Annotated in this window: 10 protein-coding genes; 4 read left to right on the top strand and 6 right to left on the bottom strand. The window is 70.2% G+C overall.

Translation table 11 applies throughout. The features are described from left to right. Nucleotides 1-226: 226 nt before the first annotated feature. Nucleotides 227-1,645, bottom strand: coding sequence for a sugar porter family MFS transporter (locus ACFXGX_RS35130; protein WP_384799762.1), 1,419 nt, complete (start codon nucleotides 1,643-1,645; stop codon nucleotides 227-229). A 306-nt stretch (nucleotides 1,646-1,951) separates the two neighbouring features. Here ACFXGX_RS35130 and ACFXGX_RS35125 point away from each other — a divergent pair, with 306 nt between their 5' ends. Continuing rightward, on the top strand, nucleotides 1,952-2,296 hold the full coding sequence (locus ACFXGX_RS35125; RefSeq protein WP_384799759.1) for a DUF4326 domain-containing protein: 345 nt from the start codon (nucleotides 1,952-1,954) through the stop codon (nucleotides 2,294-2,296). A gap of 53 nt (nucleotides 2,297-2,349) precedes the next feature. Here the strand turns inward: ACFXGX_RS35125 and smc are convergent, their stop codons facing one another. The 3 genes from smc to ACFXGX_RS35110 form a co-directional block, all read right to left on the bottom strand. After that, complete coding sequence (gene smc / locus ACFXGX_RS35120) at nucleotides 2,350-5,952, bottom strand: chromosome segregation protein SMC (protein WP_384799756.1); 3,603 nt, start codon at nucleotides 5,950-5,952, stop codon at nucleotides 2,350-2,352. A 217-nt stretch (nucleotides 5,953-6,169) separates the two neighbouring features. Beyond that, a complete protein-coding gene (locus ACFXGX_RS35115) occupies nucleotides 6,170-6,373 on the bottom strand; it encodes a hypothetical protein (RefSeq protein WP_355773424.1) in 204 nt (67 codons plus the stop codon). A 382-nt stretch (nucleotides 6,374-6,755) separates the two neighbouring features. After that, nucleotides 6,756-7,037, bottom strand: coding sequence for an acylphosphatase (locus ACFXGX_RS35110; RefSeq protein WP_328447682.1), 282 nt, complete (start codon nucleotides 7,035-7,037; stop codon nucleotides 6,756-6,758). A gap of 153 nt (nucleotides 7,038-7,190) precedes the next feature. Between ACFXGX_RS35110 and ACFXGX_RS35105 the strand changes: the two genes are divergently transcribed. Next, on the top strand, nucleotides 7,191-8,183 hold the full coding sequence (locus ACFXGX_RS35105; protein ID WP_384799752.1) for a CAP domain-containing protein: 993 nt from the start codon (nucleotides 7,191-7,193) through the stop codon (nucleotides 8,181-8,183). A 479-nt stretch (nucleotides 8,184-8,662) separates the two neighbouring features. After that, the gene (locus tag ACFXGX_RS35100) at nucleotides 8,663-8,935 is read left to right on the top strand and encodes a hypothetical protein (protein WP_384799750.1); all 273 of its coding nucleotides are present in this window, start codon (nucleotides 8,663-8,665) and stop codon (nucleotides 8,933-8,935) included. Between the two features lie 245 nt (nucleotides 8,936-9,180). On the opposite strand, the gene ACFXGX_RS35095 is transcribed toward ACFXGX_RS35100, so the two are convergent. After that, nucleotides 9,181-9,645, bottom strand: coding sequence for a calmodulin-binding protein (locus tag ACFXGX_RS35095; RefSeq protein ID WP_384799747.1), 465 nt, complete (start codon nucleotides 9,643-9,645; stop codon nucleotides 9,181-9,183). Nucleotides 9,646-9,933: 288 nt separating this feature from the next. Between ACFXGX_RS35095 and ACFXGX_RS35090 the strand changes: the two genes are divergently transcribed. Further along, complete coding sequence (locus tag ACFXGX_RS35090) at nucleotides 9,934-10,398, top strand: winged helix-turn-helix transcriptional regulator (RefSeq protein ID WP_384799744.1); 465 nt, start codon at nucleotides 9,934-9,936, stop codon at nucleotides 10,396-10,398. A gap of 27 nt (nucleotides 10,399-10,425) precedes the next feature. On the opposite strand, the gene mutM is transcribed toward ACFXGX_RS35090, so the two are convergent. Continuing rightward, nucleotides 10,426-11,286 carry a bifunctional DNA-formamidopyrimidine glycosylase/DNA-(apurinic or apyrimidinic site) lyase gene (gene mutM, locus ACFXGX_RS35085; RefSeq protein ID WP_384799741.1) on the bottom strand — a complete coding sequence of 287 codons (861 nt, stop codon included), beginning with the start codon at nucleotides 11,284-11,286 and terminating at the stop codon, nucleotides 10,426-10,428. Between the last annotated feature and the right edge of the window lie 480 nt (nucleotides 11,287-11,766).

The following is an 11,766-nucleotide window of genomic DNA, read 5'->3' as shown; positions in this document are numbered from 1 at the left end:
CGCTCTCGCCCGGGGTGGGGGGGGGGGGGGGGGTGGGGGGGGGGGGGCCCCGCGGGCTTATATGCGGAAAACGGGGCCCCCCCGTTATCTTATCACCCCCGGCGCCCCGGGGGGCCAGCACGCCCTCTTTACGAGTACGGGGAGAGGGGCAGCGGGGACTTGGCCCTTCTCCCCGAGTTCCGGGGAGTCACCGGCGGCCGTGGGGAGCCACCGGTGACACGGACGGCTAGCCCATCTCCTCCAGCGTCTTGCCCTTCGTCTCCTTGACGAACTTGAGCACGAAGGGGATGGAGAGCACGGCGAAGCAGGTATAGATCACATAGGTGCCGGACAGGTTCCAGTCGGCCAGCGACGGGAAGCTCGCGGTGATGGCCCAGTTGGCGATCCACTGCGCGGAGGCGGCGACGCCGAGCGCGGCGGCGCGGATGTGGTTCGGGAACATCTCGCCGAGGAAGACCCAGACCACGACACCCCAGGAGAGGGCGAAGAAGAGCACGAAGACGTGGGCGGCGATCAGGGCGACCCAGCCCTGGGTGGCCGGCAGTTTGCCGTCGACCAGGTCGTAGGAGAATGCCCAGGCCTCCAGGCCGAGACCGATGGCCATACCCACCGAGCCGATGAGGGCGAGCGGCTTACGGCCGATGCGGTCCACGAAGATCATGGCGATCACGGTGCCGATGATGTTGATGATCGACGTGGTGAACGAGTAGAAGAACGAGTCCGTCGGGTCGACGCCGACCGACTGCCACAGGGTCGCGGAGTAGTAGAACGCGATGTTGATGCCGACGAACTGCTGGAAGACCGAGAGGCCGATACCGACCCAGACGATCGGCAGGAAGAGGAAGCCGCCGCCGAGCAGGTCCTTGAAGGTCGACTTGTGCTCGCGCTTCATGGCGTGCTCGATCTCGTTCATGCGGGCGTCCAGGTCGATCTTGTCTCCCTCGACCTCCTTGAGCACCTCACGGGCGCGGTCCCTGCGGCCCACTTCGAGCAGGAAGCGCGGCGACTCGGGGATGGCGAAGGACAGCAGACCGTAGAGGACGGCCGGGATGACCATGACGCCGAGCATGACCTGCCAGGCCTCGACGCCGAAGAGCTGACCGCGCTGGTCGCCGTCGGCGGCATTCAGGATGGCGTAGTTGACGAGCTGCGAGATGGCGATGCCCACGACGATCGCGGCCTGCTGGAACGAGCCGAGCCGTCCGCGGTACGCGGCCGGGGAGACCTCGGCGATGTAGGCGGGGCCGATGACGGAGGCCATGCCGATGGCGAATCCGCCGATGATGCGCCAGAAGGCGAGGTCCCACAGCGCGAAGGGCAGCGCCGAGCCGATGGCGCTGATGGTGAAGAGGCTCGCGGAGATCTGCATGCAGCGGATGCGCCCGATGCGGTCGGCCATGCGGCCGGCCACGGCGGCACCGATGGCACAGCCGATCAGCGCGATGGCGATGACCTGGGCCAAGGCCGCGGAGCCGATGTCGTAGCGGCTCCGGATGGCCTCGACCGCGCCGTTGATCACAGCGCTGTCGTAGCCGAACAGGAAGCCGCCCATCGCGGCCGCCGCCGCGATGAAGATGACATGCCCGAGATGCTCGGGAGGAGCCGGCTTGACTCCTGGCACAGGTGCCTGCGATGCGCTGGTCACGTAAGACTCCTCGGGCCACCGGCCTCGCTGCCGGGGGTGGGGGGCGAAAGCCTTCGCTGGTGGTTACCAGTGGCGCACAGGTTCACGCGGGCCACCACCTGAAGGTAAAAGCAACGTCGGAGAGACTATGCCTTCACTTTTCGAAGTGAAAACCGGGGGTCGTTAGGGACCTCTGGGGACTATCCCGGCTGATGTGACGCTGTTGTGTTCAAGCTTTGAACATCAAGTGCCCGAATGGTCCAACGAAGGTCAGTTCTCGGCCGTGCTCGCGTTGCCCCCGGCCGCCCGAGCGAGGAGGATCCGGTCATGGCGCAGACCACGGTCGTCAACCTCAAGGGTCACCGCGACGATCCCGCGTACGCCGATGTGGTGTACGTGGGCCGCGCCATGCACCGGGGCGGCTGGCACCTGGCCGGATCCCCGCTGGCGAGCCCGTTCCGCCCCGGCCACGACGGCACCCGGGACGAGGTCGTCGAGATGTACCGCGCCTATCTGCTGGCACGCCCGGAACTGCTGGCCCGGCTCCCCGCCCTGCGCGGTCACCGCCTCGGCTGCTGGTGCGTCCCCGAGCGCTGTCACGCCGAGGTGCTCGCCGAACTCGCCGACGAGGGCGTGGGCGAGGACCTGCCGGCACCGGACGACCGGCCGTAGGCGGCGGCCCGGACCGGAACCGGGCGGACGACCGCGGGCGGCGGCCCCGGTGATCAGCGCAGGCGCTGGCTGATGACCTTCGAGACGCCGTCGCCCTGCATGGAGACGCCGTAGAGCGCGTCGGCGACCTCCATCGTGCGCTTCTGGTGCGTGATCACGATGAGCTGGGAGGCCTCCTGCAGCTCCTGCATGATCCTGATCAGCCGCTGGAGATTGGTGTCGTCCAGCGCCGCCTCGACCTCGTCCATCACGTAGAACGGGCTGGGGCGCGCCTTGAAGATCGACACGAGGAGCGCGACGGCGGTCAGCGACCGTTCGCCGCCGGAGAGCAGGCTGAGCCGCTTGACCTTCTTGCCCGGCGGCCTGGCCTCGACGTCGACACCGGTGGTGAGCATGTTGTCGGGGTCGGTCAGGATGAGGCGCCCGTCCCCGCCCGGGAACAGCCGGCTGAAGACGCCCTCGAACTCCCTGGCGGTGTCCCGGTACGCCTCGGTGAAGACCTGCTCGACACGCTCGTCGACCTCCTTCACCACCTGAAGCAGGTCGGCGCGCGTCTTCTTCAGGTCCTCCAGCTGCTCGCTGAGGAACTTGTGGCGCTCCTCCAGCGCGGCGAACTCCTCCAGGGCCAGCGGATTGACCTTGCCGAGCTGCTGGTACGCCCGCTCGGCCGACTTGAGCCGCTTCTCCTGCTCCGCACGGTGGAACCGCCGGGGCTGGTTGCGCGGGTGCTCGGGATCCTCGGGCAGCTCCTCGCCCTCGGCGGGCAGCGAGGGCGGTACGAGCTGGTCGGGGCCGTAGTCCGCGACGAGTCCCGCCGGCTCGACGCCGAGTTCGTCCAGCGCCTTCGCCTCGAGCTGCTCGACGCGCATCCGCTTCTCGGCACCGAGCACCTCGCCCCGGTGCACCGAGTCGGTGAGCTTGTCGAGCTCCTCCTTGACCTCGCGGCCCTGACTCCGCGCGGTCACGAGCTCCTGCTCACGGCGTGCCTTCGCGCTGTCGGCGGCGGTGCGCTCCTCCTCGGCACGGGCGAGCGAGATCTCGACGTGCGCCAGAAGCTGCCGTGCGCCGGAGGCGACGGCCGCGGCGACGGTGGCCTCGTGGCGGAGCCGGGCGCGCCGCTGTTCGGCACGCGCGCGTGCCTCGCGTTCGGCGCGGGCGGCACGGTCCAGCGAGTCGGCCCGTCCGGCGAGTCCCTTGACCCGCTCCTCGTGCGTGCGTACCTGGAGGCGGGCCTCCATCTCCGTCTGCCGCGCGTTGGCGCCGTCCGCGGCGAGCCGGTCGCGCACCGAGGTGTCGGGTTCCTCCTCGACCGGCATCTCCTCGGCCACGGCGAGCCGTTCGGCCAGTTCCTCCGCCTCGGCCACGGCCCGGTCGAGGGCTTCCTGCGCGCGGGCGGCCGCGGCGGTGCTCCGCTCGGCCTCGCCCGCGGCGCCTCGGGCCTGTCCGGCCAGCCTTCCGAGCTGCTGGGCGACGGACGACTTCTGCCGTTCGGCGGCCCGCCGCCGCTCCCCCAACTCCTCGACGAGCGCGGCCCGTTCGCTCCGCTGCTCGGTCGCCAGCCGCTGCGCCTCGGTCAACTCCTCGCAGCGTACGGCCAGTTCTTCCAGCTCGACTGCCGCCTCGTCCACGGAGGCCTGCACTTCGAGCAGGCTGGGCGCCCCGGCGGACCCGCCGTGCGCGAAGTGCGTCCCGAGCAGGTCGCCCTCGGCGGTCACCGCGGTGAGTCCGGGCCGCGCGTAGACCAGGTCCTCGGCCTGCTCCAGGGTGCCGACGACGACGATCCCGCGCAGCAGCCGCCGTACGGCGGGCATCAGTTCGGCGGGCCCCCGGACGAGATCGGCGGCGTACGGCGGCGCGTCGTCGTCGCGGGGTACGTGGGGGGAGGCGCCGTCCGCCGGTCCGGCGGGGGCGTGCGCTTCGGCGTCGGGTTCCCCGGGGGCTCCGGCGAGGAGCAGGGCCGCGCGGCCGGCGTCCTGCTTGCGCAGCAGCCGGATGGCCTCGGCGGCCGAGGCGGGGGTGGCGACCGCGACGGCGTCGGCGGCCGCGCCGAACGCGGCGGCGAGCGCGACCTCGAAGCCGGGGGTGACCGTCAGCAGTCCGGCGGCGGGTCCGAGCACCCCGGTGAGCAGGTCCGTGGCGCCGAGCAGCGCTCCCGTGCCGTCCTTGCGCCGCAGGCCGAGGGCGAGGGCGTCGCGGCGGGCCTGGGTGGCGGCCCGCTTGCGTTCGGCCGCGGTGGCGGCCTCGCGGGCCGCGCTCAGCGCGGCCTCCGCGTCGGACAGGGCCCGCCTGGCCGCCTCGTGCTGTTCGGTGAGATCGGCGTCGCCCGCGTCGAGCCCGTCGACCTCGGCCTTCAGCTCCTCGTACTCCTCCTGTGCCGTGACCGCGCGTTCCTGGGCCTCGTCGCGGGCGGCGGCGAGGCGGTCGATCTCGGCCTGCGCGGAGGCGGCGCGCGACCGGGCGGCGTTGACCTGGCCGCCGAGGCGGGCGAGGCCCTCGCGGCGGTCGGCGATGGCGCGGGCCACGTCCTTGAGGCGGCGCTCCTCGGCGGTCAGCTCGCGTTCCAGTTCGGCGCGGTGCGCGACCGTGTCCTCCAGGGCCCGCTCGGCCGCGTCCAGGGCGGCTTCGAGCTCGGCCTCCTGCTCGCGGACGCGGAAGGCCTCGCGCTCCATGTCCTCGGGGTCGCGCCCGCGCCGTTCCTCGGCGGGCACCGAGGTGGCGCTCTTCACGCGCGCGTCGGCCAGCGAGATCGTGCCCCGCACCCGCTCCGCGAGCTGGGAGAGTTCGTACCAGGTCTGCTGGGCGCGCTGGAGGCGCGGTGTGAGCCGGCGGACCTCGTCCTCCAGCAGGGCCTCCCGCTGGAGCGCCTTCCTGAGCTCGGCCTCGGCTGACTCCTTGCGCTGCTTGAGCGCGGCCTCGTCGGCGATCTCGGACTGGAGGGCGCCCCGCAGCCGTACGAGGTCGTCGGCGAGGAGGCGCAGCCGGGCGTCGCGCAGGTCGGCCTGGATGACGGCGGCGCGGCGGGCGACGGCGGCCTGCCGGCCGAGCGGCTTGAGCTGGCGCCGCAGTTCGTCGGTGAGGTCCTGCACGCGCGCGAGGTTGGCCTGCATCGCGTCCAGCTTCCGCAGCGCCTTCTCCTTGCGCTTGCGGTGCTTGAGGACACCCGCCGCCTCCTCGATGAAGGCGCGGCGGCCCATCGGGTCGGCGTGCAGGACGGAGTCGAGCTGGCCCTGTCCGACGATGACGTGCATCTCGCGGCCGATGCCGGAGTCGGACAGCAGTTCCTGGATGTCGAGCAGCCGGCAGGTGTCGCCGTTGATCTGGTACTCGCTGCCGCCGTTGCGGAACATGATCCGCGTGATGGTGACCTCGGCGTACTCGATGGGCAGCGCCCCGTCCGAGTTGTCGATGGTCAGGGAGACCTCGGCACGGCCGAGCGGCGGGCGCCCGGTGGTGCCGGCGAAGATGACGTCCTCCATCTTGCCGCCGCGCAGCGACTTGGCCCCCTGCTCGCCCATGACCCAGCTCAGGGCGTCCACGACGTTGGACTTGCCCGAGCCGTTGGGGCCCACGACACAGGTGATGCCCGGCTCGAACCGCAGCGTGGTCGCGGAGGCGAACGACTTGAACCCGCGCAGGGTCAGGGCCTTGAGGTGCACGCCGCCGGACTCTACCTTTCGGGCCGGTCTCACTCCATGAACGCGCGGTTTCGCCCATGAACGCGCAGGGCACACCAGACGTTAAAGAGGGGGGATGACGGGGATGGCCGCTCGGGGGAAAGAAAGAAGGGACGCCGGACGGCGTCCCTTGCAAATCTGACAACGTAGCGGTTGATTCGGGCCGCCCAACCACTGCTGCCATGGTGCGGTGCAGTGATCAGGTGAGCGCAGGCTCCGCCTGGGGTACGTCGATGCTCTCGAGAATCGAGTCGTGAGAAGCGGCAGCCGCGAGCGCGTCGTTCTCGGCCTGGATCCGTACAAGCTCGGATTCAAGGTCCTGGACGCGCTGCTGGAGCCGTCGCATCTCGGCAATGAGTCGCGGGTCGGAACCGCCGACGTAACCGAGAAGCGCCTTTGCCATGATGGATGGTCCTCCACACTGAGTGACCGACCGAAGCGGTGTGGGTCGTGAGGGAATCGCACCCGCGATGCTTGACACTGCTGATGTCCTGCTGCCGTTCCACATGCCAAACAGCTAAGGTGCGCGGGGCTTTCAGCGTCTCACCAAAAAGTTTGACGGTCAACACGATCACGCCCTGTATCGGCGGGCAACCCACTGTCGCGCGGCTTCTGAAGCGGCGGCGCTGCGACTCCTGTGGGGCCCTCAGGGCGGCGGGATCATCGTTATCTCGGGAGCCTGCCACTTCGCGCCGTTCTTGGCAACTACCAGGCCATTTCCACTACTGACGGGTGCCGGTGGCATACGCCACGCCACCTTCCGGGGCCCCCGCGGACCGTCGTCGTCAGCGGATGGCGAACCCGTCGTAGATCCCCCGGGGCGTGTCCCAGATCTCAGTGACTCCGTCCACCCGGCCGGGCGTGTCGTCTCCCTGGAGCCAGTCGAGCAGACTCTGGCAGCCGGCCCGGGGGCCCTCCGCGACCACCTGGACGCGTCCGTCGTCGAGATTGAGAGCAAAACCACTCAGCTCTCCGATCTCCAGCGCCCTGGCCCGCGTAAACCAGCGGAAACCCACACCTTGAACCCGTCCGCGGACCCAGACGACCAGCCGTGAAACCTCGTTCATGGCTGCACGCTAACCGGACAATGTCTCGTGGAGCACATCCTCCACACGCGCCATGGGGTACCGTCCCGACCCAATGAGTCTCATTAGAAACTCACTCTTTCGGGTGAGGTTTAAATGAGGATCGCTGACTCAAGATCGAGGAAGGCCCAAGAGATGGGACGCCACCGACGCTCCGACGCCGGCCGCGCCGCCACAGGGCGCGCCACCGGAGTCACAGATACGAGCGGGACCCCCACGGAAAGCTACGGCCCGGAGAACCTGTACGGCTACGCCGCCGTCGCCGATCTCCCGACCGCCGCCTCCGCCCGCTCGCACCGCAAGCGGAAGGGTCCGAGCCCGGTCAAGACGGGGCTGCTCGGCGTCTCGGCGGCCGTGGCCCTCGGCACCGTGGCCGTCGCGGCCGGTGTCGTGCCCGGCGCCGACAACTACGCGCTCGGCGGTGGCAGCAACAACTCCGACAGCGTCCAGGCCGCGAGCTCGCCCTCCAGCGTGGAGACCCAGCAGGGCGGTACCTCGGGCAGCGCGGACGCCCGCGAGGGCACGTCGACGAGCCGTGGCTCCGGTCGCACGTCGACCCCCTCGACCGTCGCCCCTTCGACCTCCACGTCGCCGTCGGCCGCTCCGACCACGACCGAGCCGCCGAAGAAGCAGGGCAACGGGGCCTCCAAGGAGGAGAAGACCAAGGAGCCCAAGGCTCCCGAGGCGACCAAGCCCTCCAAGAAGGAGACCAAGGCGCCGGTCGCCAAGGCTCCGGTGAACGTGTCCGCGGAGTCCGCCGCCGAGACCGAGGTCCTCAAGCTCGTCAACGACGAGCGCGCCAAGGTCGGTTGCAGCCCGGTGGCCGCGAACAGCGCCCTGACGGACCTGGCCCAGACCTTCAGCGAGGACATGGCGGCCCGGGCCTTCTTCGACCACACCGACCCGAGCGGGCTCAGCCCCTGGGACCGTGCGGCGAACGCCGGGATAACCAGCCTCGGCGGCGAGAACATAGCCCGCGGCCAGGCCGACGCGGCCGCCGTCATGGAAGCCTGGATGAACAGCCCCGGCCACAAGGCCAACATACTGAACTGCGACTTCAAGACCCTCGGCGTCGGAGCCCACTTCGGCGAGGGCGGCCCTTGGTGGACGCAGGACTTCGGCTACTGAGCTAACCGCAGGTCAGAGGGTTAAGCGCCCTCCTGGGCCATGTCCGGGCCGTCGTGAGTGGAATCTTCATCCGTGAAGACGCCATCCACGGCGGCCCGAGTCCGTTTCCCGCTCGACGGCATCAGGTGCGTGTACGTCCGCAGGGTGGAGCCGGGGTCATGGTGCCCCAGGTACTCGCTTGACCGCCTTGATGCTCTCCCCCGCGTCCAGCAGCACGAGGCGTAGAAGTGCCGCAGCGCGTGCATACCGTTGTCCCGCAGCACTCCTGGAAGCCGAGACTCTCGCACCGGAGCCGATCCGCGATCACCACATGGCCCGCGAGATCATCCGCGACCTCGTCCAACTCTCCGGCCGACGACTGCCCGACTCGCCGGAAGGTCACGGGGCCATGATCACTCGGTCCATGGCTGCTCCAGCCCAAAGCCGTCCGCCGACCTCATAGTGTCCGGCGCAGCTCTCTCGAACGACTGGAGGACACCGTGACGGACCCTTTGTTGATCACGCTTGCCGATGCGCTGGCGAACCTCTTGGTCTCCATCGACATGACGGATGACGAGGACGTTGATCCGGACGTTTGCGTGCCGTGGTTCGAGGACGTCGCGCACAAGCTCAGCCGGCTCCCCGCCGATGACCGGCACAGACTTGCCCAGGTGATCCAAGAGGTGGCCGACCGGGAGCCCGATACCCGGAGACGGGCGGCACTCCTCGAAACGCCGGATTACCTCCGCCTCGAAGATCCGGATGCCGAATGAGTAGTCCGTGCCCCTCCCGTGCCCGTTCGGTCGGGATACAGCGGGGAGTCACGGCGACTGGCGGACATCAGGCATGAGAACGGCCCCTGACCGATTTGCCTGATCAGGGGCCGTTCATCTGCGGTGGGTGTGGGATTTGAACCCACGGTGACATGGCTGCCACGACGGTTTTCAGGACCGTGTGCAGGACACGGCTCGCCGACGCGCAGCCCCCCGTGCCTGAAGCGGCCGACCTTGTCGCTTACCTACGGGGCGGGGATCTCCCTGATGAGGCGCGAGGTCCAGTCGCACCAGTACAGGCCGGGCAGGAAGGCACCGCCGGCTTCGTCGGTGTGGTCTTCGACGTACGGGATGGTCGCGTCACAGACTTCGATGGCCTGGTCGAAGAATTCCGTGTTGTCGGGGTTGTTGTGGTAGCTCCAGCGCGGGTTGAAGGGGGCCTGCCGCTTGAGAATCCGCGTGAGCACGTGAGGACGGTCGGTGGTCTGCCCGCTGACGAGTTCCCGGGCGTGCTCGATGTCCCCGGGCTTGGTCAGCTTGATGACGAATTCCTCCCTCGTGATGTCGGTCATCACGAAGTACGCGGCGCTCTCGGCGGCGGCGTGGCCGGGCTGCTTGCTGAGGGTGTTGGCCTGAGTGGGCTGCGCCGTGGCGAAGGCCAGCACGCCGACGGCGGCCAGGCCCGCCGCCCTGATGAGCACGCGTCGCATGAGGGTTCTCTCCTTGATTACGGGCGTCGTGCACGTCACGACTAGTCACCCAGCATATTCAATCAGTCACATTGGGTAATCGCACTGAGGGCTCGCTCGACTTCGCCGCATATGCCGATGGCCTTATGCTGCCGCTGCTGTCTTGGGGCATCGCCGCCGTCCTCGGCACACCTTGGCCGTGCGGCACTGGGCCGTCTCTGAGCCGCCCGAGGACTGCCGGACACCGTGGAGCTATCCAGGAGTTAGTGCAACCTGTCAGGTGGCGCTGTGGCTGAGTATGCTGGCTCCATGGAATCGTCCGCGGGGATCACGGAGCGTGCCGGGAGCGGCGAGGGCGGCGTGTGCGCCGACGGCAAGGACCTCGCGTACAACGTGTTCGCCCGCGGCTGTCCGTCCCGGGGCACGCTGGAGCACGTCACCGGCCGCTGGGGCTCGCTCACGCTCGGAGCGCTGCACGACGGCACGTTCCGGTTCAACGAGCTGCGCCGCCGGGTCGACGGCGTCAGCGAGAAGATGCTCTCGCAGACCCTGCAGGCGCTGGAGCGCGACGGTCTGGTGCACCGTGACGCGCGGCCCACGAACCCGCCGCGCGTCGACTACACCCTCACGCCGCTGGGCCGCGAGATCGCCGAGCGTCTGCTGGCCCTCATCGACTTCGTCGAAGGACGCATGGACGACGTCCTGGAGGCCCGCGGGCGTTACGACGAGACCCGCGAAGCCCGCGAGACCTCGCGGGCGACGCAGGGAGCGTAGGGACTCAAGGGCCCGGAGCCCAGGGCGTCAGGCGGTCGGGCGGGGAGCCCGCTGGCAGCGTGGGCAGAAGTAGCTGGAGCGGTTCATCCAGGCGCGTCGGCGGATCGGGGTACCGCAGCGGCGGCAGGGCTCGCCCTCGCGTCCGTACGCGTCGAGCGAGCGGTCGAAGTAGCCCGACTCGCCGTTGACGTTGACGTACAGACTGTCGAAGCTCGTGCCTCCGGCGGCGAGGGCGTCGTTCATGACCTCGCGGACGTGGCCGAGGAGTTCGGCGGTGCGCGGCCGGGTCATCGTTCCCGTGGGGCGTTCGTAATGCAGCTTGGAGCGCCACAGCGCCTCGTCGGCGTAGATGTTCCCGACACCGCTGATCAGTGACTGGTCGAGCAGGGCGCGCTTGAGGGTCGTACGGCGGGCGCGCAGCGCGGTGTGGAACGCGGCGTCGTCGAAGAGGGGGTCGAGCGGGTCGCGGGCGATGTGCGCGATGACGTCGGGGAGGCCGTCCGGGGTGTTCTCATGCAGCGACAGCCCGCCGAAGGTGCGCTGGTCGACGAAGCGCAGCTCGGTGCCCCGCTCGTCCTCGAAGCGGACGCGGATGCGCAGGTGCTTCTCCTCCGCGGCGTCCTCCGGCTGCACGAGAAGCTGACCGCTCATGCCGAGGTGGGCGAGCACGGAGTACGGCGAGTCGTCGAGAGGCAGCCACAGGTACTTGCCGCGGCGCATCGCCTCGCCCACCCGGTGCCCGGCGAGCGCCTTCGCGAAGCCGTCGGGGCCCGCCAGATGCCGCCGCACGGCCCGCGGATGACGGACCTCCACCGATCGCACCACCCGCCCTGTGACCCAGCGCTCCAACCCCCGCCGCACGACTTCGACTTCGGGCAGCTCGGGCACGGGACTCCTCCTGAGGGGCGGGCTGGGCCGGTAATGCCGGAAGGGTACATCGCACCGGGCGGCGACCGCCGACGAGCGGTTCACCGCCCAGCCCGCGGCACGCGTCCGCCCGGAATTCGAAGCCGGCCCCTCGCCACCGAGGACGCGGGGCGGAACCGAGAACCCGGAGCGGAACCGAGGACCCGGGGCAGAGACGAGAACCCGGGGTGGAGCCGAGGGCGCGGGGCGGAGCCGAGGACGCGGGGCGGAACCGAGGACGCGGGGCGGAACCGCGAGCGCAGGGCGGAGCCGAGGACCCGGGGCGGAACCGCGAGCGCAGGGCGGAGCCGAGGACCCGGGGCGGAACCGCGAGCGCGGGGCGGAGCCGAGGACCCGGGGCGGAACCGAGGACCCGGGGCGGAACCGAGGACCCGGGGCGGAACCGAGGACCCGGGGCGGAACCGAGGACCCGGGGCGGAACCGAGGACCCGGGGCGGAACC

The organism is Streptomyces sp. NPDC059371 (assembly GCF_042751995.1).
In the GTDB taxonomy this organism is placed as follows: Bacteria; Actinomycetota; Actinomycetes; order Streptomycetales; family Streptomycetaceae; genus Streptomyces.
The sequence above is the reverse complement of the archived record's forward strand: the minus strand, read 5'-3'. Positions and strand labels throughout refer to the sequence as shown.

Coding starts and splice junctions, on each gene's coding strand:
- ACFXGX_RS35125 (WP_384799759.1), top strand. CDS start 1,952: ATGGCGCAGACCACGGTCGTCAACCTCAAGGGTCACCGCGACGATCCC.
- ACFXGX_RS35115 (WP_355773424.1), bottom strand. CDS start 6,373: ATGGCAAAGGCGCTTCTCGGTTACGTCGGCGGTTCCGACCCGCGACTC.
- ACFXGX_RS35110 (WP_328447682.1), bottom strand. CDS start 7,037: ATGAACGAGGTTTCACGGCTGGTCGTCTGGGTCCGCGGACGGGTTCAA.
- ACFXGX_RS35105 (WP_384799752.1), top strand. CDS start 7,191: ATGGGACGCCACCGACGCTCCGACGCCGGCCGCGCCGCCACAGGGCGC.
- ACFXGX_RS35095 (WP_384799747.1), bottom strand. CDS start 9,645: ATGCGACGCGTGCTCATCAGGGCGGCGGGCCTGGCCGCCGTCGGCGTG.
- ACFXGX_RS35090 (WP_384799744.1), top strand. CDS start 9,934: ATGGAATCGTCCGCGGGGATCACGGAGCGTGCCGGGAGCGGCGAGGGC.